Here is a 24,879-nt window from a genome sequence, read left to right on the forward strand (position 1 = left end):
TCGTCCCTACCTCGTCCCACCTCGTCCCGGACGACGCTCCAACCCCCTCGTCCCTCGTCCCCCTCCTTAAGGGGGGACGAGGACGAGGCTGGAGTGGGGGTTCCTGGAAGCGGCTCCACCTCGTCCCTCGTCCCCAGGGGATTTCGGGGTCACAGTCCGCCGAGAGCGACGGCCCATGCCCCGACGGCGATGAAGGTCCAAGCTGTCCAGTCGATCTGCACCTGCTTGCCGTATCGGCGCACTCCGAGATGGTCCGTCCGGGTCCTCGCGCGCTTACGCCGTTCGAGGCCCTCGTCCACGGCCGCGCTAATCCAACGAAGCGCCTGAATGGTGCTGCCGATCGCGACGCAGAAGGCGCCGAAGTGCAGGAGTCCAGTCATGGGCCGGATGCTGGCCGCGGGCACCGACAGTCTTCGCGCGGGCCTGCTTGTCCCTTCTGCCATAAGTGCTCGCGGGGCGGGGAGGGCCACCCCGAGCGCGGGCACGTCGCCCCTCGTTGCATAGGCGTCGACCCCCTACGGGTTTTTTCCACAGCCGGGGAGAGATCGGCCCTATGCCAAGAGGGGGCCGCTACCCATGGGGCGGGGGGCACCTCCCCAGGGGGCGAAGGCAGCTTTCTGATGGGGTTACACGCCGCCGAGCAGGCAGTGCTAGCCAATGTCGACGACCAGCAGAGCGGTGTCTCGTGATCGCCGGCAAGGACGGTCTTGTTGGGGTCATCTCGGCTGAGACCGCCTACTACCTCGAGCGCTACTTGAACGTGAGTGAGCTGCGCGTGCGGGCCCGTGGGCGCAACCCCCGAGTAGCGCAGGAGCTGCTTGATCTACGCGAGGTCGCGATGTCGTATCGACCCTCGTTGCCGAGTCCGGAAACGGAAACGGTTTTCGAGCCCGTGGGCGCAGAGTCGGAGCGGTGGTTGACGGCGGCGCAGGTCGCCGACCGGATGGGGATCTCCGAGCGTCGCGTGACGATGGCATGTCGCGACGAGGAGGTCGATGCCCGCAAGGTCGGCGGCCGGTGGTTCGTCAGCCCGCAAGGACTTGAGGACTGGGTAGCCGCGCGAGCGGCACGACGGGAGGACGTGGCATGAATCGACAGGAAGCCATCCGTGAGCTCGCACGAGGCGGCAAGCGCAAGCGGGCTGAGGAGATCATTAGCGAGGCCGTCGACCAGGCGACACGCGGCTACGACATGGTGCGCGCCAAGGACACGCTCAGCGACTCCGGCAAGGAGTACGAGCTGGCGCTGATCTACACGCGGGCCAACCGAAAGCTGACCGAGACACTCGAGCGTGAGGCGCGCAAGGTCACCGGCACCGACCGCGATGACGCCGAGCGGGTGTTCGGCACTAGGGGGATCGCAGGTGACGCGGCCAGCCTGACGATCTCCCGACGCGACGCTGCTGACCGTGTCGAGCGGGTCGAGGGCCGCGAGGAGCTCCGGGCCCTGCTGCGACAGGCCACCCGCTCAGGGGACGAGGTACTGGCTCGAGCGGTAGCCGAGCGCGCAGTGCGTGAAGCGGACGCGACGACGATGCACCAGTTCGTCGCTGACCGCCCCGACCTCGACGAGGCTGCCGAGCGACTGTGGAACGCCGAGCGCGCCGACGACGGCACCTTCGGAACCACGATGCTGATGGGTGCCTTCAAGCCCAGCGAGCTGGCCCTGATGAGCGACGACAGCATCGACGAGATCGCGCAGGTCGCGCCGAGCGATGAGAAGCAAGGCGCGTCGTTCTTCCAGGCGGCAGGCGCCGGCACCTACTACATGGGCGACGCCAACCTCTGATGGTCGCGACGTCTTGCGCTCGCCGGGGTGGGGGAGGTCCCCCTCCCTCCACCCCGGCGGCGACCTCTCGGCATAGCGCCGCTTACACACACGGAGCTGAAACCAATGGCCCTTGCCCCCTTCGGAGGTGTCCATGAGTGCTCCCAGACCGCCCCGCGGGCTGCGCGCCAGTGGCCGTGAGCTGTGGAAGGCCGTCGTGACTGACTTCGAGCTGACCGAGCACGAGTCGACAGTGCTGCGGGAGGCGTGCCGCACCGCTGACTCGATCGACGACCTGCAGACGCTGCTCGACAACGAGGGCCTCATGTCCTCCACGTCGCAGGGCCCGCGCGTCCACCCCGCCCTCGTCGAGCTCCGCCAGCAGCGGATCACGCTGGCGAGGTTGTTCGCGGCGTTGCGACTTCCGGTGGGCGAGGAGCCGGAGCGCTCGCAGGCCCGCAGCGGCGTCCGTGGCCCCTACGGAGTGCAGGGGGTGGTCTCGTGAGGCGCCGGATCAGGCCAGATGACGAGAGGGGCACCCCGCTGCGCCTGCGCCGCTACGTCTCGTCCGAGTGGGACGGGCAGCCGCAGCGTTGGTACGACGCCCGCGACGCCTACAACCGCGAGACCGGCGAGCCGCCAGCTGCCGACCCCGACACCAAGTGGCCCGACGTGCCGTTCGACCCCAGGAGCATCTGATGACCGATACCGCCGACATTCACGCCGGCCTCACCGTGGCCGCCCGCGCCATCCGCGAGCTCGCTGAGAGCGACGAGCGAGCCCTGGCGGTGCTCAACGCCGCGAGCGAGTCCGAGGTGCGCTGGGCCGCCGCCATGCTGCTGTCGGGCACCCGCGAGCTGCTGCGCCGCATGGTCGACGACGACCCCGGCGAGCTGCGAACGGCGCTGCTGACGTGCGCCGACCAGGTCGAGCACGAGCACGTCGTGGTCACGCAGGCCGAGGCGATCGTGGCCCGTGCCGACCTGCGGGGAGGTGACCTCTGATGGGTGGCGAGATTGCGAGCGCTTTCGTAAGCCTGCTTCCGAGCATGTCGGGTTTCCAGCAGGGGATCGAGCGCGAGGGTTCGGGCCAGATGCAAGGCGCGTCGAAGAACCTCGGCAAGATCCTCACCGCTGGTCTTCTGGCTGCCGGCGCCGCGGCGGGTGCCGGCCTCGCAGAGGCCATCGGCCGCGAGAAGGACACCGACAGGATGGCCGCCGCTCTCGGGCTGTCCCCGGCTGAGTCGAAGCGGCTTGGTGGCGTGGCTGGTGACCTGTACCGCGATGCCTACGGCGCTTCGTTCGGTGAGGTCACGACCGCAGTGGAGTCCGTGGTGGCGAGCATTTCGGGGATGTCGACGGCTTCCAGCGCCGACGTCCAGTCCGTGACCGCATCCGTGCTGGACCTCTCGACCGCCTTCGGAACGGATCTCACCGAGGTCACGGCGGGCGTCAGTTCCTTGATGCGCAACGGCCTGGCCCCCGACGCGCAGACCGCCCTGGACATGATCACCAAGGGCATGCAGTCGAGCGCGAACCTCGGCGGCGACCTGCTCGACGTCATTGGCGAGTACGGCTCGACCTTCGCGAGCGTCGGCCTCGACGGCGAGCAGGCCATCGGCCTGATGAACCAGGCGATCGCCGCCGGCATCCCCAATGCCGACTTCGCCGCCGACGCCATCCGTGAGCTGGGGATCGTCGTCGGCGAGGGCGCGGACGAGTCGATGGCGGCCTTGTCCGACCTCGGTCTGAACGCCGCTGGCATTCGTAGCGGCTTCCTAGAGGGCGGAGAGGGTGCCGCTGCGGCCCTCGACATGGTGCTCGACGCCCTGCGCAACACCGAGGACCCACTGGAGCGGAGCAGACTCGCTACTGAGCTCATCGGCACGCAGTACGGCGACTTCGGCGACGCCCTCCTGGCACTCGACCCCTCGCAGGCCGTTTCGACGTTGGGCGAGGTCGACGGCGCTGCTGCCCGGCTGGGGGAGACGCTCAACAACAACGCGGCCACCAACCTCGTCGAGTTCAAGCGCGACGTCGAGCAGCTGTTCGTCGATGTGATGGGCGGGCAGGTGCTGCCGATCGTCAGTGACGTCGCGGCATTCCTGGCCGACAAGCTCGGGCCCGCCCTCAGCGACGCCGCGGGGTTCATGCGCGACGACGTCATGCCCGCTGCTGAGGCGGTCTTTGGGTTCCTCGCCGAGCACCAGAACACCGTCGAGGTCATGGCCGGCCTGATCTCCGGCGTACTTGTCGCAGCGTTCGCCGTCTGGGCCACCCGCGCCACCCAGGCGGCCGTCACCAACACGATCGCCTGGTTCACCACGGCGACGGCCTCCTCGACCAGCGCCGCCGTGCAGTCGCGTAGCGCTCTCCAGGTCGTTGTCAGCTGGCTGTTCATGGCCGCTCAGTCGATGATCGCCGCCGGCCGGATGGCAGCCGCCTGGCTCGTCGCCATGGGCCCCATTGGCTGGGCGATCGCTGCCGTCGCGGGCCTCGTCGCCCTGGTGATCTGGAAGTGGGACGAGGTCAAGGCCGTCACCGCCCGCGTCTGGGACTGGATCACCCGCAAGATCTCGGGTGCCTGGGATTCCATCACCGCGTGGGTCAGCCGCCGCGTCGCCGACGTCATCAGGACCGTCGTCGGCATCGGTGCCGTCGTCGGTCGCGTCGTCGGCTTCTTCGCCTCCATCAAGGACGGCGCGGTCGCCAAGTTCACCGAGATGGTGGACTGGATCCGCGGCCTACCCGGCTCGATCAGCGCTGGCATCGGCGCGGTCAGCACCCTGCTCTACAACAAGGGCGCCGACATCGTCCGCGGCCTGTGGAACGGCATCAAGGACATGAAGGACTGGCTGATCAACAAGCTGACCAGCTTCATCACCGACGCCATCCCCGACCCGATCGCCAGCGCGCTCGGAATGCGCTCGCCCTCCAGGGTGACGGCCCAGCTCGGGCGCTACGTCGCAATGGGTCTCGCGGTCGGCATGGAGGACGGCGCTGGGGTGGTCCGTGGTGCCGCAGTGTCGCTCGCGCAGGCGGCCACGCCGTCCTTCGGCTACCCGGCGCCCCACGTCAGCGCCCCGCGCATCGGCCAGCTCGCAACCGCAGGCGCGGGCGCGGGCGGCGCAGGCGTGAGCGGTTCTGCCTCGCTCGACTACGACCGTCTCGCCGAGGCCATGTCACGACGGCCGAACTACCTCACCCTGAGCGACCGAACCGCGACAGAGCTCCACCTGCGGGGCTCCCGCGGAGCGCTCGAGTTCGCCTGATCCCCGACACCCCTTCGCGAAAGGACCACTTACATGGCACGCATGAACCTGGGCGGCGGACCGTCCGACTTCTTGATCGACGTCACCTCGGGCGCCCACCGCAACGCAGGTCCGGCGGTGTTGACGTTCTGGACCGCCGAGGTGGGCGGCACGCAACTGACCGACGTGCAGGTCGACGGCGCTCCCGTCGAGTCCGTGCGCGCCGGGTCCTACGGGCACATCCCGAAGGTGAGCGTCGAGGTCGGGGACGCTGCTGGGGCGTGGGTGCAGGCAGGCGCTAGCGGGCCGCGATACTGGATGCAGCCAGGCTCGCAGGGTCCGGCTGGCCCGGAGGGTGATGCTGGCCCCCAGGGCGAGCCCGGTCCCCAGGGTCTTCCCGGCCCGGACGCCATCCCCGCCGACGAGGCCGTGGCGACCTACGCCGAGACGCCCGGCACGGCCACCGAGAAGGTGTTGACCAGCCAGTTCTCACGCGGCGACCAGGCGTACAACGTGACCACGACGAGTCTCCGTCGGTGGCGCACCGCGCTGTCCGGCGCCGAGGCGATGAACAACAACACCCAGCGTTCGGCGCGCGTCGTCATGGGGTGGAACAGCATCATCCAGGGCGCGGGTCTCAACGCCGTCTCCGCCTCCGCCCCGTCGCAGCTCGCCGCCATGTTCGAGCGCGAACTGCCCCCGGCCGGGTCCGGCGTCATCCACATGGTCACGCCGTCGTGGTTCCAGCAGGACGGCAGCAACGCCGTCGACAACCGCATCAACCGGATCGGCACGTGGGCAGCAGTCGCGCGAGGGGCGTTCGCCGCCGGGTGCATCCGGGCGACCGGTGCGACCAACCAACTCGCCTACACCGACGTCGGCACGGAGTTCGTCGTCTACTTCGCTCGCGCAGCCGACGGCGGCACCATGAGCGTGCAGGTCGACGGCGGCGCAGCGGCGACCATCGACTGCTCCGGCACGGGACTCGGGTCGCACACCATCGTCAACACCGCCGCGACCAGCGCGGGCGGGACCGCGCTCACCGACACCTCGCATGTCATCACCATCACGGCGCCCGCCACGGGCTACGCCTACATCACTGGCGTCGAGTCCCGCCGCGGACGCACCGGCGTGCGAGTCACGCGCGCCGGCCTGTCCGGGTCGACCACCAACAGCGTCATCGGCACCGAAGAGTCGATGGAGGCCGTGTTCGACCAGGCCGCCCCCGACCTCTCCGTACTGCTCGAGCTCGTCAACGACTGGCTCAACGCCGACCTGCCCGTGGCGACCTTCAAGGCGCGGTGGGCCGCGATCATTCAGCGCGCCAAGCAGACCGGCGACGTGCTCATCGTGGTCCCGCCGATCAGCAACGAGGCCGGCACCTATCCGTTCAGCGACTACGAGACCGCGCTCTACCAGCTCGCCGACGAGTACGACTGCGCTCTGCTCAACATCCGCGCGCGCTGGGGCACCTACATGGAGGCCAACGCCGCGGGGCTCATGGGCGACGCCTACCACCCCAGCTTCAAGGGATACCGCGATCTGGCCCGCGCGATCTACGAGGTGATCGGCACCAAGGCGCCCGGGTCGACCGTCTCGGTTGCCTCGCTGGGCCGCGCGCAGACCTTCACCGCCCGGCAAACCTTCAGTGCCGGGCTGACCATCGCCAACGGCCAGTCGTTGGCAATCGGCGACGTGACGATCCAGCGCACCGCCGCCTTCACGCTCGACCTCGGCACCATCGCCAAGGCGTCCGTGCTCGGAGCGGGGCCGTCGGTCGGCACCTCGCTCGGGGCGGTCAACGCTCGCGCCTCGACGGGCCGACGGGCCGTGTCGGCACAAGGCTCGGACGGCACCGAGCGCGGCGGGTTCAATGTCGATGGCCGGCTGTTCGGACTCTCGGCCGACATGCTCGCTTCCGCCCCAGCAGCGGCGACGCGGGGCGTCCCCTGGTATGACCAGAACGGCACGAAGTACTGGCTCGCGGCGGTGCCCGCATGATCGACGGCCAGGGACTCGTGACCATGCTCGACGCCGCCGGCCACACGATCACCGACCTGCGGGCCAAGCTCGCAGACGCGGCGCGGGCCATCGAGGAGCGCGACAAGGCGATCGCGCACCTCCGCGAGGCGCTCCAAGAAGCGCGGGCCTGACCGCGCGATCTGCACGCTCGGCGATCTGCTTCATCAGGGCCTAGGAGGCCCCGCATGGCCCTCAACGCCCTTGAGAATGACACCTTCGCCCGTCCAGCCGGCGCAGGTGATTACGCGGGCCTTCCCGAGTCCGTCCAGCGAGGCGTGGTATCACTGCTGCCAATCGTTGGGCAGGCATGCGCCAACTTCAGGCGGGCGGGGGACATGGAACCGGGCTTTTATGAGGTGACGGCGATCAAGTCGCCAGTGGGCGTCGGCGTCACGGGTGCCGCCTACTGCGAACTTGGCGGCATCCTGAAGGTAGACACGGCTGGCGCCGCCTACACGGTCGCGAACGAGTACGTCGCCAGTCGGTTGGCGCTCTTGCTGGGCCTGCCCGTGCCGCCCGGGACCGTCGTGAAGCTCAAGAACGGCGATCTGGGCTACGCCATGATGAAGTTTGGACTCGCGGGCGACAGCCCGCCTCCGATGGATGCTGCGGCATTCGTCGCACACAGGCCCTACCTGGCCGCCGGCATCGTGCTGTTCGACGCTTGGATCCTCAACGCCGACCGCCACTCCGGCAACATCGCCTACATCCCCCCGTCCCGGGACCTCGTCAGCGTCTTCGACCACAGCCACTGCCTCCTTGGAATCCACAAGGGCAAAGCTGTTGACCGACTGACGGCACTGATCGACGATACGCACCTGGGCCACGGCGCGCTCGTCGCTCATCTCAAGAAGACGACTGACCTCGAGTCCATCGCGGGGCAGATCGCAGGCATCCGCGAGACGACGATCCGAGAGATCTGCCGGCCCCTATCCGGGCTGGGGGTGTGCACGAAGGCCGAGCGAGACAAACTGGTCGAAGTGCTGATCCATCGAAGCAAGGCTCTGCGGGACTTCGTCATCCGGGACCGGGCGAAGTTCACAGGCATCTCAGACGACGATTGGGGGTTGGTGTGATGACGACCTCGTGGTTCACGGTCAAGTACGTGGCCGATCTGATGCGGGACGAGCCGCGAAACGTTGGCCTGGTGGTCAAGCAGGACGACGAGACGGTGACGAAGTTTCTCGGTGAACGGGCCGACGGGACGATCGACGGCCGGAACATCGGGCGGATCAACTCCGTCGAGACTTACAAGCTCTGGGTGGATCATTGGCGTCGCGTTGCGACAACGCAGTCATGTGAGGAGCTCGAAGCCATTCGCGTCCGCCCAGGAGACAACTACTTCCTCTCTCCGCGTATGGAGCGGGTGTTCGGTTCCGATGTCGACCTGGGAGACCTGGCAGGGGACCTCTTCGCATCCTTGGTCGCTGAAGACCGCGAGGAAGTCGTGTCACTCAAGGACCAGGTGGAGGGCGTGTTCAAGCACCTCGCGCTGGACACCAGCGTGGAGATCGACAAGGAGATACAGGTCCAGGTCGAAGGCGACACCTTCGACACTCTCCACTTCGACTACCTGTACCGCGCCGATTCGCGCGAGCGCTTGATGGAGCGAGTCAACCTCGCGACCGCAGATCGGCGCACGTGGGACAAAGTGCACGCCGCCAGTTGGACCTTCACGCGCCTCCTGGAGGGCTCAGCGCGGGATGACGCCCGTGACGTCGGATGCATCGCGCTGGTGCGGACTGGGTCCACGGATCGCGACCAGCAGTTGAAGCAGATGAGACTTCTTGAGCGGACAAGCGAGGTTGTCGACTTCGCTTCAACGTCGTCAGCCGAGCGAAAGCTGGCGGACCTGCTGGTCCCCGCCTGACGACTGCTCACCGAGGCATCGGAAAGTTCTCGTTCGTCAGCCCGCCCTTGGGCAACTGGAGCTTTGTCCGCGTCCCGCCAGCCCGGTAGGCGTTCCACGCCAGGATGAGCAGGGCGATGGCGTCGGTCTCGTTGATGCGCCCACCCCCTACGCGCATGCGCACGATGCGATCTCGCAGCGCCGCGACCGGGTGGTTGGTGGGCAGGGCGTCCCCGTCCGCGACGCGGGCCAGGAACCACATGGCGTCGTCGGGGTCGATGGCCGAGAGCAGCCAGTGGGCGAGGCCGAACGTGCTGGCCGGTAAGAGCGCCTTCGAGGCGAGCTTGGTGGCGACGTCGGCTGAGTTGCGGATCTGCGGGTGCTCGGCGATGAACTCGTTGAGCTCGAGTGCGGTGGCGTGCAGGGATCCCCAGCGGGTGCGGTGGCCGCGGTGCCACAGCAGCGCCCGACGGGACACGGCGGCCAGGACGCTCGTGTTCTCCTCGCCGAGCACTTTGAGGGCGTCGGCGTAGGTCCGCTTCGCGCCCGTGTCGATCGTGGGCATGTGGTCGGCGGAGACCTCGCGCACGACCACCATCGGGATGATTCGGTCGGCCAGGACGACGGCGCTGAGGCGGTGCTGGCCGTCGAGCAGGTTGCCGTCGGCGGCGATCTTCACGGTCTCGCCGTTCAGGGCCCAGCGGCCGGCGCGCATGTCGCGGGCGTAGGACTCCACCAGGTGGCGGCGCACGCTGCGGTTGCTCGGGTTGCGAGCAAGCCAGTCGCGGGCCATCTGTGGGGTGACGTCGAGGACTTCGGCGACGGGGGACCGGGTCTCGGTCTCGTCCGTGGTCGACTCGGGGCGCTCGGGCATGGGGTCCTGTCGGTTGGCGGTGTGCGCTGCAAGGCGGGCGGCGAAGGGGCGAACGCGCTGCCGAGGGCGGCACGAAACGCCGCGGCGTGCCGCCCTCCTGGGCATTCAGCGCGCCGGGATGGCAGTACCACCGGCACGAGAGGCGGGGTCGAGTCACCGTCCCGTGCCGGTGGCAGCTTGGTGGGGAGCGCCCGGGCGGGTAGTGGGACTGGAACATCAGGGCCGCACCGCAAGCCAGGACGCTGCCTGCGAGAGGTCGACGAGGTCGGCGCCGTAGTCGCCGCTCACTGCGCTGCGTCCTCGCGCGCCGCACCAGCCGCGGTGATCAGAGCGCGGCCGAGCGCTTCGGCGTCGTCCAGGCTCGTGCCCTCGCTGGCAGCCCGGCGCATGAACACCTCGGGGGCCCCGGTGTGGGTCCCTGTCGAGACGTAGAAAGTGTGGTCGCCGACGACGACGTCAGCACTCTTGTGCCAGTCGTCGCTACCGTCGTCGAAGCCGGCGTGGTCGGTGCACCAGGGCGGGTGCTGGTGGTCAATCCCCGCACTCATCACGACTCGGTCCCCACCTTGAGCAGGTGCTGAAGGACCGCAATCAGTTCCCGGGTCTCGTCGGGGTGCATGGGGGCGAGGAGGAAGTCGCGCCGGCCCAGGTCCTTCGGATGGCCGTAGCGAGCCCGCACCTGGATCTGCGGGGTCGTGCTCCGCGAGGGCATCACCAGGTGGCACTCGAGGTGACCGATGGTGACGCCGTCGTCTCCTTCCTCGCGGTAAGCGCCCGCCTCGTCCTGTCGCACCCGCAGCGAGGCACTTCGGTGCTCTCGCTGGCCGTACATGGGGCGGGGGGACTCGTGGCCCGTCCCTCCGTGACACCACGACGGGCAGCCTGTGAACCAGTCGGGGTCGCTGTCGCCGTCGGCGACGAAGGTGGTGCGGAGTTCGGGCGCCTCCCACTGCATCTGGGCGGCCCGGGCAAGGACAGTGGGCAGCTCGCTGGCAATGGGCGACTCGTCGGCGGTTGCTGGCGCTGCTGCGGTTGTCGTACTCATGTGCGCTCCTCGGGGTTAGGTTGCTCGTGCCCCGCTGGTTGCTACGGACATCCAGCGGGGCACTTCTATGCGTGGCCGCGAGTGTCTTTCGACCTCGCGATCGCGGTGGGCGTGCTCGCGGCGTCGGTGGACACCGCGAAGGAGGGTCCCATCCCGACGGACGACGCGGTGTTCATCGGCGAGCTCACGCTCGAGGGGCGGCTGCGGCCGGTCCCCGGGGTGCTGCCGATGGTGATGGCGGCGTCCTCGCGGGGCGTGCGCCGGGTCTTCGTGCCCGAGCCGCAGGCCGCGGAGGCGGCCCTGGTGCCCGGCATGGCGGTGCTCGGGGTGCGCTCGCTGGCCCAGGTCGTCGCCGAGCTGCGCGGGGTCGAGGTGCCGGAGGCCCCGCCCGTCGCGGCCGACTCCACGAGCCCGTTGTTGGCCTGGCGGGGGCAGGAACGCCTCGACGAGGGCGACCTGGCCGACCTCGTCGGCGTGCCGGAGGCCCTGTTCGCCGCCGAGGTCGCCGCGGCGGGCGGTCACCACCTGCTGCTGACGGGCCCGAAGGGCGCGGGCAAGACCTCCCTGGCCGAGCGGATCCCCGGCATCCTGCCGGACCTGGAGCCCGACGAGGCGCTCGAGCTGACGGCGATCCACTCCCTCGCGGGGGCGCTGCCGCCCGCCGGCGGGCTGTTCCGGCGCCCGCCGTACTTCGCGCCCCACCACAACGCGAGCGCGGCGAGCCTCCTCGGCGGCGGCACCGGGCGCGTGCGGCCCGGCGAGATCAGCCGGGCCCACGGCGGCGTGCTCTTCCTCGACGAGTTCCCGCTCTTCAACGCCGACGTCATCGAGGCGCTGCGCCAGCCGCTCGAGAGCGGCGAGGTGACCATCGCCCGCGGCGAGGAGTCGGCCACGTTCCCGGCGCGCGGCATGGTCGTGCTCGCGGCCAACCCCTGCCCGTGCGGCGAGGCGGGCAGCGGCACGGCCGCGACGACGTGCCGGTGCGAGCCCCACCGGCTGCGCACCTACGAGCGCAAGCTGGGCGGCCCGCTCGCCGACCGCATCGACATCGTGCGCCGCCTCGAGCCCCCGTCGCCCCACAGCGCCGCCGACCCGTTCGCCCGCCGCGACAGCACGGCCGTGGTGCGCGCCCGGGTGACGGCGGCCCGGGACCGGCAGCGTCGGCGGTACGCCGGCACCAGCTGGCGCCTCAACGCCCACGCCCCGGCCCCGGCCCTGCGCGAGGCCTGGCCGCTCGACGACCCGTCACGGGCCCTGCTCGAGGACGCGGTGGTCGCGGGCGTGCTCACGCGGCGGGGCGCCACCCGGGTGCACCGGCTGGCGTGGACGGTGGCCGACCTCGCGGGGCTCGACCGCCCCGGGCTCGACGAGGTCGAGACCGCTCTCCAGCTGCGCACCGGCGGTCCGCTGCGCCTGGCCGTGGTGGAGCGCGTCGGATGAGCGTCGACGACGCGGAGCGGGTGGCCCGGGTGGCCCTGAGCCACCTGGCCGAGCCCGGTGACCCGCGCCTGCTGCGCCTGACGCGCACGATGGGGGCCGTCGCGTTGTACGACGCGCTGCTCGCCGAGCGCGACCTCGACGGCACGCTCAGCGACGTGGCCACCCGGCTGGCGGGGGTGCGCCCCGAGCGGCGCCTGGAGCAGGCGCACCGCCAGGGCGCGCGCTTCGTCGTCCCGGGCGACGACGAGTGGCCCGCCCCGCTCGACGACCTCGCCGACCACGCCGCCCTCCACCGCCGGGCCGAGGTGCCCGTGGGGCTGTGGGTGCGCGGTCCGCTGCGCCTCGACCGCACCCGGCGCTCGGTCGCCGTGGTGGGCTCGCGGGCCGCGACGACCTACGGCGGCACCGTCGCCTCCGACCTCGGCGCCGACCTGGCGGCGAACGGGTGGTGCACGGTCTCGGGCGCCGCGTTCGGCGTCGACCAGGCCGCCCACCGCGGCGCCCTCGCCGCCGGCGGCGACACCGTCGCAGTCCTCGCGTGCGGGGTCGACCGCGCGTACCCGTCGGCCCACGAGGCGCTGCTGGAGATGATCGGGGACCGCGGCGCCGTCGTGTCGGAGGCGCCGCTCGGTGGCGCCCCGACGCGCATCCGCTTCCTGGCCCGCAACCGCCTCATCGCCGCCCTCTCCCGGGGCACGGTCGTGGTCGAGGCCGCCGTGCGCAGCGGCGCCCTCAACACCGCGGGGTGGGCCGAACGGCTGAACCGCGTGGTCATGGGCGTCCCCGGGCCGGTGACGAGCGGTCTGTCGCAGGGGGTGCACGAGCTCATCCGCACCCGGGCGGGCCTGCTCGTCACCAGCGGGGCCGACGTCCGCGAGGTCACCGGGGACGCCGGGGACGCCCTGCTGCCACCGCTGCGCGAGGCGCCCCGCATCCGGGACGGCCTCACCGGTCGCCAGCAGGAGGTGCTCGACGCGGTGCCGGTGGTGCGGGGAGCCAGCACCCAGGCCGTCGCCCGTACGGCGGGCATCGCCGTCGACGTCACCGAGCGCGAGCTGCGGGTGCTGCGCCGCGAGGGCCTGGTCGAGGAGGGCGGCACCGGCTGGCGCCTGGCGCAGCGCGCGATCGCCTGACCCCGGCACCTCGACGTGCGGCGGCCGTCCGGGCCGCGTGGCACCCGGGCGCGAGAGAGCGGCGTTCCTACACTCGCGGGGTGACCTCGCCCCGCACCGCCGCCGCGTCCGACGGGGCCGCGGACGATGCCGCGCACCTCCCGGAGGGGTTCGCCCGGCTGCTGGGGGAGTACGAGGTGCACCTGCAGCACGAGCGCGACCTGACCGAGCACACCGTGCGGGCCTACCTGGGCGACGTCGCCGGGCTGCTCGAGCACGCCGGGCGCGCGGGCGTCACCCGCGTCGAGGACCTCGACCTCCGGGTGCTGCGCAGCTGGCTGGCCCGGCAGCAGACCACCGGCCGGGCCCGCACCACCATCGGCCGCCGCGCGACCGCCGCCCGGGTGTTCACGTCCTGGCTCACCCGCACGGGGCGCGTGCCGACCGACGTCGGCGCCTCGCTGGCGTCGCCGCGGCCGCACCGCACCCTGCCCGCGGTGCTGACGCAGGACGAGGCGCGAGCGCTGCTGGACGCAGCCGCACGCCACGCCCTGGCCACGACGGGCGGCGGCGGTCCGGAGGACCAGGTCGACGACGAGGGCGGCGCCCCCGGCGCCCCCGGCGCCCCCGGCGCCGACGACGCCGACGACGCCGACGACGCCGTGGCCCGAGCCGTGGCCGTGCGCGACGTCGCGGTCCTCGAGCTGCTCTACGCGACGGGGATCCGCGTCGGCGAGCTCACCGCGCTGGACCTCGACGCACCCGACCCCGGGCGACGCGTGCTGCGCGTGCTCGGCAAGGGCCGCAAGGAGCGGTCCGTCCCCTACGGCGTCCCCGCCGCCCGGGCGCTCGACGCGTGGCTCGCCGTCCGCCCGGTGCTCGCCACCGAGCGCTCCGGGCAGGCCCTCCTGCTCGGCGCCCGCGGGGGACGGATCGACCCGCGCACCGTGCGCACGACCGTCCACCGGCGCATCGCCGCGGTGCCGGACGCCCCGGACATCGCGCCGCACGGGCTGCGCCACTCCGCGGCCACCCACCTGCTGGAGGGAGGCGCCGACCTCCGGACGGTCCAGGAGCTGCTCGGCCACTCCTCGCTCGCCACCACGCAGATCTACACGCACGTGAGCGCCGACCGGCTGCGCGCGGCGTACCGGCAGGCCCACCCCCGCGCGTAGGCGCGGCCTCACCCGCCGAGCGCGCTCCCGACCGCGAGGGCCGCCGTGCGCCACGCCGTGAGCACGGCCGGGTGGGCCACCGGCGGTGACCAGCCGTCGTACGGCCGGCGCGCCCCCACCCCCGCCCCGGTCGGGCGGGCGAGACCGGCGAGCGGCACCAGCCGCACCGGCCCGGCGCCCACGAGGAGCAGCGGGTCGAGGTAGGTGTCGCCCTCGCGCCACCCCCAGTGCAGGCAGGTGCGCGGCCGGCAGTGCGACCCGCCCGCCTCGAGGGCGCCCAGGGGTGCACCCGCCGCGACCTCGTCGCCGACCGTGACGGCCGCGGTCACCGGCTCGTACGTCGTGCGGGTCGTCCCGTGGTCGACGACGACCACGCCGCGGCCCGCCAGCGGCCCGGCGAACGACACCCGGCCGGGCAGCGCGGCCACCACCGTCTGGCCCGGGCGCCCCGCGAGGTCCACGCCGCGGTGACCGGCGCCGTACGGGTTCTCGGGCGGGTCGAAGCCGCGGACGACCTCCGGCTCCGGCGACAGCGGCCAGGTGCCGACGGGCACCGGCTCGGGGGCGGCCGAGGCGGGGGCCGGGCCGACGAGCACGACGAGCGCGGCGACCAGGGCGGCGCCGACCACCGCCGACCGCGGGCCGGAGCGGGAACCGGAGAGGGAGCCGGGCCGGGAGCCGGGCCGGGGGAGGGTGCGGGTACGGCGGGCGCGCCGCCGGGGGAGGATGCTCACCGGGCCACTGTCCGACGGGCGGCGCGGGGCCGGGCCGGTGCCGTCGGCGGCTGTGGACGAGGGCGCCGTCGGACCCGCCTGGGGACGGGGAGCGGCGCGGACCGGACCCGGACCCGCTCGGATTGGCTCCCACCGTCACGTCGCACTACGCTGTGCCGCGCAGCCCTTCGTGGGTTGACTTCGCACGCTCGCAGTCCGCGGCGCCACCCCGGTGGCCGTCCGCGGGTGCGGTCCTCAGTCCGGCCGTCGGCCGGTCCGGCCGCGCGCAGGCGTCAGGGCGACCGGCAACCGCCGGCCGCGACAACTGGGAATCGATCAGGAGCTCCGCTCCCGGTCCGCACCTCACGGCGCCCGCGCCGTGCCAAGGGCGGGCGGCACGGGTGCGTCTCCCGGAGAAGAGAACATCATGGCAGTCGTGACCATGCGCCAGCTCCTCGAGAGCGGCGTCCACTTCGGGCACCAGACCCGTCGCTGGAACCCCAAGATGAAGCGGTTCATCCTCACGGACCGCAACGGCATCTACATCATCGACCTGCAGCAGTCGCTGGCCTACATCGACCGCTCCTACGCCTTCGTCAAGGAGACGGTGGCCAAGGGCGGCACGATCATGTTCGTCGGCACCAAGAAGCAGGCGCAGGAGGCGATCGCCGAGCAGGCGCGCCGCGTCGGCATGCCCTACGTGAACCAGCGCTGGCTGGGCGGCATGCTCACCAACTTCCAGACCGTGCACCAGCGGATCAACCGCCTCAAGGAGCTCGACGAGCTCGACTTCGACAACGTGGCCGGCTCCGGTCGCACGAAGAAGGAGCTCCTCCAGCTCAAGCGCGAGCGTGACAAGCTCGACAAGACGCTGGGCGGCATCCGCGAGATGAGCCGCACGCCCTCCGCGGTGTGGATCGTCGACACCAACAAGGAGCACCTGGCGGTCGAGGAGGCGCGCAAGCTGCGCATCCCGATCATCGGCATCCTCGACTCCAACTGCGACCCCGACGAGGTCGACTTCCCGATCCCGGGCAACGATGACGCGATCCGCGCCGTCGGCCTGCTGACCCGCGTCGTCGCCGACGCCGTCGCCGAGGGCCTCATCGAGCGCTCCGGTGGCAAGTCCGGCGACGCCGCGGCCGCGCAGGAGCCGCTGGCCGAGTGGGAGCGCGAGCTGCTGACGGGTGAGGCCGAGCAGGCCGCCGTCGCCGCCACCGGCGGCGAGGCGGGCGACGTCCCGGCGGGCGAGGCCACCGGCGCCTCCTCCGAGGGCGCCGCGTCCGACGCCGCTGCCGAGGCCGCCCCGGCCGACGCCGCCCCGTCGGAGGCTGCGACCGCCGAGGCCGCGACCGAGGCCCCCGAGGCCGAGGCCGCTCCCTCCGAGGCCTGAGCCTCTCCAGCACCGGTGCGCCGGGCCCGCGGACTTCTCGTTCCGCGGGCCCGGCGCGCCGTAGGACCACCTACCGATCCCCAGGAAGCCAGAGGAAGAAGAGACCATGGCCAGCTTCTCTGCCGCTGACGTCAAGAAGCTCCGCGAGCTCACCGCCGCGGGCATGATGGACTGCAAGAAGGCACTGACCGAGACCGACGGCGACTTCGACAAGGCCGTCGAGCTGCTCCGCGTCAAGGGTGCCGCCAAGGCCGCCGCGCGCGGCGCCGAGCGCGAGACCTCCGCCGGTCTCGTCGCGACCTCGGGCAACGCCCTCGTCGAGCTCAAGAGCGAGACGGACTTCGTCGCCAAGGGTGACGACTTCGTCGCCGCCGCCCAGCAGATCGCGGACGCCGCGGCCGAGGCCAAGCCGGCCGACGCCGAGGCGCTCAAGGCCGTCAAGGTCGGCGACCAGACGGTCGGCGAGCTCGTCGAGGCCCTCGCGGTCAAGATCGGCGAGAAGATCGAGCTCGGCCAGGTCGCCGTGTTCGACGGCCCGGTCGTCGTCTACCTCCACCGTCGCTCCGCCGACCTGCCGCCCGCCGTCGGCGTGCTGGTCGAGTACACCGGCGACGCCGAGGCCGCCCGCGGCGCCGCCATGCAGGCCGCCGCGATGCGCCCGCAGTACCTGACGCGCGACGAGGTCCCCGCGGACCTCGTGGCCAAGGAGCGGGAGATCGCCCAGGCGCAGGCGCAGGAGGAGGGCAAGCCCGAGCAGGTCGCGGCGAAGATCGCCGAGGGTCGCCTCAACTCCTTCTTCAAGGACATCGTGCTGCTCGAGCAGCCGTCGGTGACCGAGAACAAGAAGTCGGTCAAGCAGGTCCTCGAGGCCGCCGGCACGACCGTCACGCGCTTCGCGCGCTTCGAGGTCGGCGCCTGAGGCCTCTCCGGCCAGTAGGGTGAGGCCGCTGCCCCGGCAGCGTCCCGACCCGGCGGGGACCTCCCCGCCACCGCACGAAGGAGGCCGGTCCGTGTGACGTGGAGCGATCCCGCCGTCACGGGCCGGCCTTCGTCGTGCCCGGCGCCCCCGCGTCCCCGGCCCTCGGGCCGAGGGCCGCGCGGCGTCCGCCCGCACGTCGTCCGATCGAAGGGAACCCCGTGACCGCCTACCGTCGTGTCCTGCTCAAGCTCTCCGGCGAGGTCTTCGGCGGGGGGAGCGTGGGCGTCGACCCCGACGTCGTGCAGAAGATCGCCCAGGAGATCGCGGCCGTCGCCAACGCCGGGGTGCAGGTGGCCGTCGTGACGGGTGGGGGCAACTTCTTCCGCGGCGCCGAGCTGCAGCAGCGCGGCATGGACCGGGTGCGCGCCGACTACATGGGCATGCTCGGCATCGTCATGAACTGCCTCGCCCTCCAGGACTTCCTGGAGAAGCTCGGCGTCGACACCCGCGTGCAGACCGCCATCACCATGGGCCAGGTCGCCGAGCCGTACATCCCGCGCCGCGCCATCCGCCACATGGAGAAGGGCCGCGTCGTCATCTTCGGCGCCGGCATGGGCATGCCGTTCTTCTCCACCGACACCGTGGCCGTGCAGCGGGCGCTCGAGAGCAAGTGCGACGTGGTGCTCGTCGCGAAGAACGGCGTCGACGGGGTGTACTCCGACGACCCCCGCACCAACCCCGACGCGGTCAAGCTCGACGCGGTCACCTACAAGGACGCCATCAGCCGCGGCCTGCGCATCATGGACCAGACGGCTTTCGCGCTGTGCGGCGAGAACAAGCTGCCGATGGTCGTGTTCGGCATGGAGCCCGAGGGCAACATCCTCCGGGTCGTGCGGGGTGAGAGGATCGGCACGCTCGTCAGTGCCGAGAGCTGACCGCTCCCAAGCACCGACGCCCCACACGTGACACCGCGCAACCGGTGTCGCCGAAGCAACGAAGGAGCCCGCAGTGATCAACGACGTCCTCAACGAGGCCGACGGCAAGATGGACAAGTCGGTCGAGGCGACCCGCGAGGATTTCGCCGCGATCCGCGCCGGCCGCGCCCACCCGAGCATGTTCAGCAAGATCCTCGTCGACTACTACGGGTCGCCGACGCCGCTGCAGCAGCTGGCGTCCTTCACCGCCCCCGAGGCCCGGGTCATCCTCATCTCGCCCTACGACCTGGGCGCGATGGGCGCGATCGAGCGCTCCATCCGTGACTCCGACCTCGGTGTGAACCCGTCGAACGACGGCCGCATGCTGCGCTGCGTCTTCCCCGAGCTGACCGAGGAGCGCCGCAAGGAGTTCATCAAGGTCGCCCGCACCAAGGCGGAGGAGGGGCGGGTCGCCATCCGCAACCTGCGTCGTACGGCGAAGCAGAGCCTCGAGCGCCTCGAGAAGGACGGCGAGGTCGGCCAGGACGACGTCACCGGCGCCGAGAAGCGGCTCGACGGCCTCACCAAGAAGCACGTGGACGCGATCGACGACATGCTCAAGGCGAAGGAGTCCGAGCTGCTCGAGGTCTGAGCAGCCCGAGGACGACCAGTGACCACCAACCCACCCACGACACCGCCGGTCAAGGACCACGGCCGCGCCGGGCGCAACCTCCCGGCCGCGGTCGCGTCCGCGATCCTGCTGCTCGCCGCCATCGCGGCGTCGCTGGCCGTCTACAAGACGGCCTTCATGGTGATCGTGGCCGTCGCCGTGGTGGTGGCGGTGTGGGAGCTGCGCCGGGGCTTCCTGGCCAAGGACATCGACCTGCCGGAGCAGCCGCTCATGCTGGGCGGCGTCGTCATGGTCGTGGTGGCCTACTTCTTCGGCCCCCCGGCGCTGGTGACCGCGACCGCCGTCACCGCGCTGGCGATCATGCTCTGGCTGCTCCACCGCGGTGTCGACGGCTACGTCCGGAACGCCTCCGCCGCGGTGTTCGCCCTCATCTACGTCCCGTTCCTCGGGTCGTTCGTGGCGCTGCTGCTCGCCGAGGGCGGGGCCACCGGCTTCGACTCCTTCGACGACGGCGTGCGCGGCGTCATCGCGTTCGTGGTGGTCACGATCGCCTCCGACATCGGCGGGTACATCGCCGGCGTGCTGTTCGGCAAGCACCCCATGGCCCCCGTCATCTCGCCGAAGAAGTCGTGGGAGGGCTTCGCCGGCTCGGCCGTCTTCTGCGTGGTCGCCGGTCTCGTCCTGGTCGTCTACCTGCTCGACGGCGACTGGTGGGTCGGCATCTGCCTCGGCCTCATCACGGTCGTCATGGCCACGCTGGGCGACCTGTGCGAGTCGGTCATCAAGCGGGACCTCGGCCTCAAGGACATGAGCCAGGTCGTCCCCGGCCACGGGGGCCTGATGGACCGCCTCGACTCCCTCCTCGCCACGGTCGCCCCGATCTGGCTGCTGCTGCACTACCTGGTCTTCTGAGTTCCCCCGTCGTGCGTGGAGAGGTCGCCTGATGCGAGGCAAGTGGGTCACGGCGGCGCTCGCCGCCGGTGCGGCGACGTACGTCGCGGGTCGGGCGCGCCGCGCCGCGGTCCCCGCCGGTGCGCCGGCCGCACCCGTCGGTACGACGCCGCCCGCCCCCGCGGCGCCGGCGGTCCCACCGGCGCCGGAGCGGGCCCCTGAGCCGGTCGTGCCCGAGCCGGTGACCGAGCCCGTCGCCGTACCGGAACCGCAGACCCAGCCGGTCGCCGTACCGGAACCGCAGACCCAGCCGGTCGCCGTACCGGAACCGCAGACCCAGCCCGTCGTACCGGAGCCGGAGCCGGAGCCGGAGCCGGCCGCGCTCTACCCGGATCCGCCGACCACGCCCCAGCCCGTCGTGCCCGCGGCGGAGCCCGAGCCCGAGCAGGTGGCGCAGCCCGAGCCCGAGCCGACCCGGCCCCCGGCCCACCGGCGCGAGCCCGACCTGGTCGTCGACCTCACCCCCGCTCCCGACGGGCTCGACGACCACCGCGCCGGCCACAGCGCGGACCGCCGCGACGACCACGCCGCCGCCGACGGCGACGAGGACGACCGGCCCCGGGGGACCGGCGCGGCGCTCGCGGGGTTCTACGTCGGCATGGCCTGCATGCTCGTCGTGCCGGTGCTCTACCTGACCCTGGTGAGCTGGGTGTTCGAGTCCGGCGACCCGGCGGACGCCGGCACCGCGGCCCGGGTCGCGCCCTACGGCCTCCTCCTGCTGGTCGTCCCGCTCGTGCTCGTGGCGCTGCCCCGCACCCGCCGGTTCGGTCTCTACGTGCTGCTCGGGCTCGCGGTGACCGCGGTCGTGGTCGTCAGCGTCGCCGCGCTCGTGCTGTGGGGCCTCATGCGGCTCGACGCCTGACCGAGCGCCCGCACCGGCCCGCGTCGGTTGGGCGCCCGCAGCCACGGGTGCGATGATCGAGGGGCGATGGCTGATGACACCCCCACCCCCGTAGCGCCTCCCGAGGGCGCCCGCGCCCTCCCGCTCGTGATGGAGGCGCCCCGCGGGCGCGCCAAGCCGCCGCGGCACCTCGCCGACCTCGACGAGCCCGGCCGCAAGGCGCTGCTCGAGGAGTCGGGCCTGCCGGGCTTCCGTGCGAAGCAGCTGAGCAACCACTACTTCTCCCGCCTCACCAGCGACCCCGCGGAGATGACGGACCTGCCCGCCGGGCAGCGCGACGAGCTGGCGGCCGCGCTCTTCCCGCAGCTGCTGACCCCCGTGCGCACCCTCGAGGCCGACAAGGGCACGACCCGCAAGACCCTGTGGCGCCTCTTCGACGGTGCGCTGGTCGAGTCGGTCCTCATGCGCTACCCCGACCGCGCCACCATCTGCGTCTCCAGCCAGGCCGGCTGCGGCATGGCCTGCCCGTTCTGCGCCACCGGCCAGGGCGGCCTGCAGCGCAACATGAGCACCGCCGAGATCGTCGACCAGGTCGTCGACGGCGCGCGGGCCATGGTGCGCGGCGAGGTCCCGGGCGGCCCGGGCCGGCTGTCGAACGTCGTCTTCATGGGCATGGGCGAGCCGCTCGCCAACTACAAGGCGGTCATCGGCGCCGTCCGCCGCCTCACCGAGCCGTCGCCCTCCGGCCTCGGCCTCAGTGCACGCGGCGTGACCGTCTCCACGGTCGGCCTCGTGCCCCGCATCCGCCAGCTCACCGAGGAGGGCATCCCGGTCACGCTGGCCCTGAGCCTCCACGCACCCGACGACGAGCTGCGCAACGAGCTGGTGCCGATCAACACCCGCTCCTCGGTGGCCGAGACCGTCGAGGCCGCGTGGCAGTACGCCGCGCGCACGAAGCGCCGGGTCTCCATCGAGTACGCGATGATGCGCGGCATCAACGACCAGGCCTGGCGTGCCGACCTGCTCGCCGACGTCCTGCGGGAGCACGGCGACTGGGGCTGGGTGCACGTCAACCTCATCCCGCTCAACCCGACGCCCGGTTCGCGGTGGACGGCCTCCGACCCCGCCGACGAGCGCGAGTTCGTGCGGCGCCTCGTCGCCAAGGGCATCCCGACGACCGTCCGCGACACCCGCGGGCGCGAGATCGACGGCGCCTGCGGCCAGCTCGCCGCCGCCGAGGACTGAGCCGCACGCCCGGTCCGGGCCCGCTCGCCCAGTCCGGCCCGCTCGCCCGGGCCTCACGCCACCGCGCCGCCTGAACGGGCGGCGACCGCCCGGCCAACGCCCGGTGGCCGGCCCGTCGACGCCCGTGGCCGAGGTTCCCGCCCGGTTCAACTCGCGTCCACCGCGGTCCACCCCCGCGGTTCGCGGACGCGCCTAGCGTCCCGTCGTGACAGCACTCCCCGCGGCGGCGACGCCTGCGCCCGGGGGGCCTCGCGTGCGAAGGGACGTGCGATGCGACGCAGCCTCACCACCGCCTCCGTCCGCCGGCCGGTCGGCACGACGGCCCCCGCCGGAGACAGCGGACTCGCCGGGGTCGGGCTGACCGAGGTCCCGGCACCGTCGCGACGCCGGCCCACGCGCGGGGCGTCCCGCCGTACCCTCCGTCGCCACGGCAGCGTCACGGCCCTGCCCACGCCGGCTCCCGCGGGCGGTCGCCTGCGTGTGCTCGTCGTCAGCGAGTCGTTCCTCCCGCAGATCAACGGCGTCACCAACTCCGTGCGCCGCGTGCTCGAGCACCTCGCGGCCGAGGGGCACGACGCGGAGCTCGTCGCGCCGACCGGGCCCGCGACGTACGCCGGCTTCCCCGTGACGACCTGCCGGGGGGCGCACCTGCCGTTCTACCGCGACTTCCGCATCGGCCTGGAGACGCGGCGCCGGCTGCGCGCCACGATGGAGCGCTACCGCCCCGACGTCGTGCACATCGCGTCGCCCGCGACGCTCGGCTACCAGGCCGCGCGGGCCGCGAACGACCTCGGCATCCCGACCGTCGCGATCTACCAGACCGACCTGGTCGGGTTCGCCGACCGCTACGGCATCGCCGGCGGCACCCGGGCGATGGCCTACCTCACGCGCCGCATCCACACGAGCGTCGACCGCACGCTCGCCCCCTCGACCGCGAGCCTGCGCCAGCTGGAGGAGATGCAGGTCGACGGTCTGGGCCACTGGCCACGCGGGGTCGACCTCACGCAGTTCGACCCCGCGTGCCGTGACGAACAGCTGCGGGCGCGCCTCGCGCCGAACGGCGAGGTGCTCGTCGGCTACATCGGGCGGCTCGCCCCCGAGAAGGAGCTCGAGCTCCTGGCCCACGTCGACCGTCTCCCCGGCGTCCGGGTGGTCATCGTGGGCGGGGGCCCGGAGGAGGACCGGCTGCGCTCCCTGCTGCCGGACGCAGCGTTCCTCGGCGTCCTCCACGGCGAGGAGCTCGGCGCGGCGTACGCCAGCCTCGACGTCTTCGTCCACACCGGCCGCCACGAGACCTACTGCCAGGCCGCGCAGGAGGCCCTCGCCTCGGGCGTCCCGGTCGTCGCCCCGCGCGCCGGCGGCCCCGTGGACGTCGTCGACGACGGCACCGCCGGCTTCCTCTACGAGCCGGGTGACGGGGCGGCGCTCGCGTCGTACGTCGCGCTCCTCGCCGAGCAGCCTGCCCTGCGCCGGCGCGTCGCCCTCGCGGCCCGACGCAGCGTCGAGGGTCGCTCGTGGGCGGCCGTGAACGCCCTGCTGGTGCGGCACTACCGCGAGGTCGTGGCGGCCCGCCGGGCGCCCGACGCCGCCCGCGCGGCCTGAGACCACCCCATCCGTCCCGGGCGACGTCCCGGCGACGTCCACGGACCCCACCGTGGCCGTAGGCTCACCCGCGTGACGAACCTCGCCTTCGACGCCCTCGACCTGCACGTCGTGCGCGGCCGCGCCACCGAGCCGGCGGTCCAGACGCCGACCCGCACGGTCGACTTCGCCACGCTGACCGAGGAGGTCGCCGCGCTGGCGGGCGCGCTGCGCGCCCTCGGGACGGTGCCCGGATCGACGGTGCTCGTCGCGCTGACGGACGAGTACGACGAGCTGCTCGCCCTGCTCGCCACGCTGCGGCTGCGCGCCCTGCCGGTGCTCGTCGACCGCGTGCACGCGGGCGCCGTCGACGCCCCGGGCCACCACCCGTCGGCCGCCACGCTGGCGGTGCGCCACCGGCCGGAGGTCGTCGTCACGGCGCACGAGTGGCCCGGCCACGTGCACCGGCCGGCATCCGTCCTCTACCGCGGACCCGAGCCGGTGGACCCGCAGGTCGAGTTCGACTGGGACCTGGCCCTGCGAGCCGGACGCACCGACCCCGCCCCGGCGTCGCGCGCGGACGAGCCGGAGCCGGGCGCCGAGCCGGACGCGCACGCGGCGGCCGCGACGGCGACGGCGTACGTCGTGGGGGAGCGGGCCGTGCTGCTCCCCGAGGTGCCCGAGGCCGGCACCCAGGTCGGGCGCCGCCTCGGCGCGCTCCTCGGGGGGCGCACGGTCCGGCTCGTCGGCTGAGGCCCGGACCGGCTCGGACCGGCCCGGCCGCGGCTCGGGCTCAGGCCCCGGGGACGGCCATCTCGCCGAGCTCCGACCAGTCGTCCTGGTCGACGCTCTGGCTGACGATGCGGGGCGTCGCCGAGAGGTACTGCGGGAGCGTCGCGGTCGCCGTGCGGAAGTGCTCGGACCCGACGTGCGCGGCGCCGGCGTCGCCGTCGGCGAACGCCTCGACCAGCACGTACTCGTTCGGGTCCTCCACCGAGCGGGACCAGAAGAACCACTTGCAGCCGGGCTCGGCGTTGCAGGCGCGGGTGAAGTCGGCCGTGAGCTCGGGCCAGTCGTCGGCGTGCTCGGGCTTCACGGGGAAGACGGCGGTGATGAAGATCAAGACGGCCTCCTGGGGCGTCGGTCGCGGACGGGTG

Annotated in this window: 28 protein-coding genes; 22 read left to right on the forward strand and 6 right to left on the reverse strand. The window is 72.5% G+C overall.

Annotated elements, in window-relative coordinates; all coding sequences use genetic code 11:
- Positions 1-149: 149 nt before the first annotated feature.
- Positions 150-380, reverse strand: coding sequence for a hypothetical protein (locus ACOACO_RS18405; protein ID WP_420297735.1), 231 nt, complete (start codon positions 378-380; stop codon positions 150-152).
- A 305-nt stretch (positions 381-685) separates the two neighbouring features.
- Between ACOACO_RS18405 and ACOACO_RS18410 the strand changes: the two genes are divergently transcribed.
- The 10 genes from ACOACO_RS18410 (at position 686) to ACOACO_RS18455 (ending at position 8,909) form a co-directional block, all read left to right on the forward strand.
- Entirely contained in the window at positions 686-1,090 is a 405-nt protein-coding gene (locus ACOACO_RS18410; protein ID WP_420297736.1) for a helix-turn-helix domain-containing protein, read from the forward strand.
- A complete protein-coding gene (locus ACOACO_RS18415; RefSeq protein ID WP_420297737.1) occupies positions 1,087-1,788 on the forward strand; it encodes a hypothetical protein in 702 nt (233 codons plus the stop codon). Before ACOACO_RS18410 ends, ACOACO_RS18415 begins: the two co-directional genes overlap by 4 nt.
- A gap of 133 nt (positions 1,789-1,921) precedes the next feature.
- The gene (locus tag ACOACO_RS18420) at positions 1,922-2,272 is read left to right on the forward strand and encodes a hypothetical protein (RefSeq protein ID WP_420297738.1); all 351 of its coding nucleotides are present in this window, start codon (positions 1,922-1,924) and stop codon (positions 2,270-2,272) included.
- Entirely contained in the window at positions 2,269-2,466 is a 198-nt protein-coding gene (locus tag ACOACO_RS18425; protein WP_420297739.1) for a hypothetical protein, read from the forward strand. Before ACOACO_RS18420 ends, ACOACO_RS18425 begins: the two co-directional genes overlap by 4 nt.
- Complete coding sequence (locus ACOACO_RS18430) at positions 2,466-2,771, forward strand: hypothetical protein (protein WP_420297740.1); 306 nt, start codon at positions 2,466-2,468, stop codon at positions 2,769-2,771. The genes ACOACO_RS18425 and ACOACO_RS18430 overlap by 1 nt, the downstream gene beginning before the upstream one ends.
- Positions 2,771-5,038 carry a phage tail tape measure protein gene (locus ACOACO_RS18435; protein ID WP_420297741.1) on the forward strand — a complete coding sequence of 756 codons (2,268 nt, stop codon included), beginning with the start codon at positions 2,771-2,773 and terminating at the stop codon, positions 5,036-5,038. Before ACOACO_RS18430 ends, ACOACO_RS18435 begins: the two co-directional genes overlap by 1 nt.
- A gap of 33 nt (positions 5,039-5,071) precedes the next feature.
- Entirely contained in the window at positions 5,072-7,018 is a 1,947-nt protein-coding gene (locus ACOACO_RS18440; protein WP_420297742.1) for a GDSL-type esterase/lipase family protein, read from the forward strand.
- Entirely contained in the window at positions 7,015-7,170 is a 156-nt protein-coding gene (locus ACOACO_RS18445; RefSeq protein WP_420297743.1) for a hypothetical protein, read from the forward strand. The genes ACOACO_RS18440 and ACOACO_RS18445 overlap by 4 nt, the downstream gene beginning before the upstream one ends.
- A 54-nt stretch (positions 7,171-7,224) precedes the next feature.
- Positions 7,225-8,115, forward strand: a complete 891-nt coding sequence (locus tag ACOACO_RS18450; protein WP_420297744.1) for a hypothetical protein — start codon at positions 7,225-7,227, stop codon at positions 8,113-8,115.
- The gene (locus ACOACO_RS18455; RefSeq protein ID WP_420297745.1) at positions 8,115-8,909 is read left to right on the forward strand and encodes a hypothetical protein; all 795 of its coding nucleotides are present in this window, start codon (positions 8,115-8,117) and stop codon (positions 8,907-8,909) included. Before ACOACO_RS18450 ends, ACOACO_RS18455 begins: the two co-directional genes overlap by 1 nt.
- 7 nt (positions 8,910-8,916) lie before the next feature.
- Here ACOACO_RS18455 and ACOACO_RS18460 read toward each other — a convergent pair whose 3' ends face one another.
- From ACOACO_RS18460 to ACOACO_RS18470, 3 genes are all read right to left on the reverse strand, one after another.
- On the reverse strand, positions 8,917-9,762 hold the full coding sequence (locus ACOACO_RS18460; RefSeq protein ID WP_420297746.1) for a hypothetical protein: 846 nt from the start codon (positions 9,760-9,762) through the stop codon (positions 8,917-8,919).
- Positions 9,763-10,046: 284 nt separating this feature from the next.
- Entirely contained in the window at positions 10,047-10,310 is a 264-nt protein-coding gene (locus ACOACO_RS18465) for a hypothetical protein (RefSeq protein WP_420297747.1), read from the reverse strand.
- Complete coding sequence (locus ACOACO_RS18470) at positions 10,310-10,807, reverse strand: hypothetical protein (RefSeq protein WP_420297748.1); 498 nt, start codon at positions 10,805-10,807, stop codon at positions 10,310-10,312. The genes ACOACO_RS18465 and ACOACO_RS18470 overlap by 1 nt, the downstream gene beginning before the upstream one ends.
- An 81-nt stretch (positions 10,808-10,888) precedes the next feature.
- On the opposite strand from ACOACO_RS18470, the gene ACOACO_RS18475 reads away from it, so the two are divergent.
- The 3 genes from ACOACO_RS18475 (at position 10,889) to ACOACO_RS18485 (ending at position 14,534) form a co-directional block, all read left to right on the forward strand.
- Positions 10,889-12,247, forward strand: coding sequence for a YifB family Mg chelatase-like AAA ATPase (locus ACOACO_RS18475; protein ID WP_420297749.1), 1,359 nt, complete (start codon positions 10,889-10,891; stop codon positions 12,245-12,247).
- Entirely contained in the window at positions 12,244-13,380 is a 1,137-nt protein-coding gene (dprA, locus tag ACOACO_RS18480; protein WP_420297750.1) for a DNA-processing protein DprA, read from the forward strand. The genes ACOACO_RS18475 and dprA overlap by 4 nt, the downstream gene beginning before the upstream one ends.
- Before the next feature lie 80 nt (positions 13,381-13,460).
- A complete protein-coding gene (locus tag ACOACO_RS18485; RefSeq protein ID WP_420297751.1) occupies positions 13,461-14,534 on the forward strand; it encodes a tyrosine recombinase XerC in 1,074 nt (357 codons plus the stop codon).
- Positions 14,535-14,542: 8 nt separating this feature from the next.
- Here ACOACO_RS18485 and ACOACO_RS18490 read toward each other — a convergent pair whose 3' ends face one another.
- Positions 14,543-15,268: a murein hydrolase activator EnvC family protein gene (locus tag ACOACO_RS18490; RefSeq protein ID WP_420297752.1), complete on the reverse strand. Its 726-nt coding sequence runs from the start codon at positions 15,266-15,268 to the stop codon at positions 14,543-14,545.
- A gap of 406 nt (positions 15,269-15,674) precedes the next feature.
- On the opposite strand from ACOACO_RS18490, the gene rpsB reads away from it, so the two are divergent.
- The 9 genes from rpsB (at position 15,675) to ACOACO_RS18535 (ending at position 24,475) form a co-directional block, all read left to right on the forward strand.
- Positions 15,675-16,640 (forward strand): 30S ribosomal protein S2, encoded by a 966-nt coding sequence (rpsB, locus tag ACOACO_RS18495; RefSeq protein ID WP_420297753.1) that lies wholly within the window; start codon positions 15,675-15,677, stop codon positions 16,638-16,640.
- A 106-nt stretch (positions 16,641-16,746) separates the two neighbouring features.
- Positions 16,747-17,559 (forward strand): translation elongation factor Ts, encoded by an 813-nt coding sequence (gene tsf / locus ACOACO_RS18500; RefSeq protein WP_420297754.1) that lies wholly within the window; start codon positions 16,747-16,749, stop codon positions 17,557-17,559.
- 218 nt (positions 17,560-17,777) lie between these two features.
- Entirely contained in the window at positions 17,778-18,494 is a 717-nt protein-coding gene (gene pyrH, locus ACOACO_RS18505) for a UMP kinase (protein ID WP_420297755.1), read from the forward strand.
- A 76-nt stretch (positions 18,495-18,570) separates the two neighbouring features.
- Positions 18,571-19,125: a ribosome recycling factor gene (gene frr / locus ACOACO_RS18510; protein WP_420297787.1), complete on the forward strand. Its 555-nt coding sequence runs from the start codon at positions 18,571-18,573 to the stop codon at positions 19,123-19,125.
- A gap of 18 nt (positions 19,126-19,143) precedes the next feature.
- Positions 19,144-20,016 carry a phosphatidate cytidylyltransferase gene (locus ACOACO_RS18515; RefSeq protein ID WP_420297756.1) on the forward strand — a complete coding sequence of 291 codons (873 nt, stop codon included), beginning with the start codon at positions 19,144-19,146 and terminating at the stop codon, positions 20,014-20,016.
- Positions 20,017-20,047: 31 nt separating this feature from the next.
- Positions 20,048-20,917, forward strand: coding sequence for a hypothetical protein (locus ACOACO_RS18520; protein WP_420297757.1), 870 nt, complete (start codon positions 20,048-20,050; stop codon positions 20,915-20,917).
- A gap of 66 nt (positions 20,918-20,983) precedes the next feature.
- Positions 20,984-22,141 (forward strand): 23S rRNA (adenine(2503)-C(2))-methyltransferase RlmN, encoded by a 1,158-nt coding sequence (rlmN, locus tag ACOACO_RS18525; RefSeq protein ID WP_420297758.1) that lies wholly within the window; start codon positions 20,984-20,986, stop codon positions 22,139-22,141.
- 270 nt (positions 22,142-22,411) lie between these two features.
- Positions 22,412-23,743, forward strand: a complete 1,332-nt coding sequence (locus ACOACO_RS18530; protein WP_420297759.1) for a glycosyltransferase family 4 protein — start codon at positions 22,412-22,414, stop codon at positions 23,741-23,743.
- A gap of 72 nt (positions 23,744-23,815) precedes the next feature.
- Complete coding sequence (locus tag ACOACO_RS18535) at positions 23,816-24,475, forward strand: hypothetical protein (protein ID WP_420297760.1); 660 nt, start codon at positions 23,816-23,818, stop codon at positions 24,473-24,475.
- A gap of 40 nt (positions 24,476-24,515) precedes the next feature.
- Here ACOACO_RS18535 and ACOACO_RS18540 read toward each other — a convergent pair whose 3' ends face one another.
- Positions 24,516-24,845: a putative quinol monooxygenase gene (locus tag ACOACO_RS18540; RefSeq protein WP_420297761.1), complete on the reverse strand. Its 330-nt coding sequence runs from the start codon at positions 24,843-24,845 to the stop codon at positions 24,516-24,518.
- Between the last annotated feature and the right edge of the window lie 34 nt (positions 24,846-24,879).

This window comes from Nocardioides sp. CPCC 205120, from assembly GCF_048654585.1.
In the GTDB taxonomy this organism is placed as follows: domain Bacteria; phylum Actinomycetota; class Actinomycetes; order Propionibacteriales; family Nocardioidaceae; genus Nocardioides.

What these genes read in the sequence shown, in the direction of transcription:
- ACOACO_RS18405 (WP_420297735.1), bottom strand. Translation starts at nt 380, where the DNA reads ATGACTGGACTCCTGCACTTCGGCGCCTTCTGCGTCGCGATCGGCAGC.
- ACOACO_RS18415 (WP_420297737.1), top strand. Translation starts at nt 1,087, where the DNA reads ATGAATCGACAGGAAGCCATCCGTGAGCTCGCACGAGGCGGCAAGCGC.
- ACOACO_RS18420 (WP_420297738.1), top strand. Translation starts at nt 1,922, where the DNA reads ATGAGTGCTCCCAGACCGCCCCGCGGGCTGCGCGCCAGTGGCCGTGAG.
- ACOACO_RS18430 (WP_420297740.1), top strand. Translation starts at nt 2,466, where the DNA reads ATGACCGATACCGCCGACATTCACGCCGGCCTCACCGTGGCCGCCCGC.
- ACOACO_RS18435 (WP_420297741.1), top strand. Translation starts at nt 2,771, where the DNA reads ATGGGTGGCGAGATTGCGAGCGCTTTCGTAAGCCTGCTTCCGAGCATG.
- ACOACO_RS18440 (WP_420297742.1), top strand. Translation starts at nt 5,072, where the DNA reads ATGGCACGCATGAACCTGGGCGGCGGACCGTCCGACTTCTTGATCGAC.
- ACOACO_RS18445 (WP_420297743.1), top strand. Translation starts at nt 7,015, where the DNA reads ATGATCGACGGCCAGGGACTCGTGACCATGCTCGACGCCGCCGGCCAC.
- ACOACO_RS18450 (WP_420297744.1), top strand. Translation starts at nt 7,225, where the DNA reads ATGGCCCTCAACGCCCTTGAGAATGACACCTTCGCCCGTCCAGCCGGC.
- ACOACO_RS18455 (WP_420297745.1), top strand. Translation starts at nt 8,115, where the DNA reads ATGACGACCTCGTGGTTCACGGTCAAGTACGTGGCCGATCTGATGCGG.
- ACOACO_RS18460 (WP_420297746.1), bottom strand. Translation starts at nt 9,762, where the DNA reads ATGCCCGAGCGCCCCGAGTCGACCACGGACGAGACCGAGACCCGGTCC.
- ACOACO_RS18465 (WP_420297747.1), bottom strand. Translation starts at nt 10,310, where the DNA reads ATGAGTGCGGGGATTGACCACCAGCACCCGCCCTGGTGCACCGACCAC.
- ACOACO_RS18470 (WP_420297748.1), bottom strand. Translation starts at nt 10,807, where the DNA reads ATGAGTACGACAACCGCAGCAGCGCCAGCAACCGCCGACGAGTCGCCC.
- dprA (WP_420297750.1), top strand. Translation starts at nt 12,244, where the DNA reads ATGAGCGTCGACGACGCGGAGCGGGTGGCCCGGGTGGCCCTGAGCCAC.
- rpsB (WP_420297753.1), top strand. Translation starts at nt 15,675, where the DNA reads ATGGCAGTCGTGACCATGCGCCAGCTCCTCGAGAGCGGCGTCCACTTC.
- tsf (WP_420297754.1), top strand. Translation starts at nt 16,747, where the DNA reads ATGGCCAGCTTCTCTGCCGCTGACGTCAAGAAGCTCCGCGAGCTCACC.
- ACOACO_RS18520 (WP_420297757.1), top strand. Translation starts at nt 20,048, where the DNA reads ATGCGAGGCAAGTGGGTCACGGCGGCGCTCGCCGCCGGTGCGGCGACG.
- rlmN (WP_420297758.1), top strand. Translation starts at nt 20,984, where the DNA reads ATGGCTGATGACACCCCCACCCCCGTAGCGCCTCCCGAGGGCGCCCGC.
- ACOACO_RS18530 (WP_420297759.1), top strand. Translation starts at nt 22,412, where the DNA reads ATGCGACGCAGCCTCACCACCGCCTCCGTCCGCCGGCCGGTCGGCACG.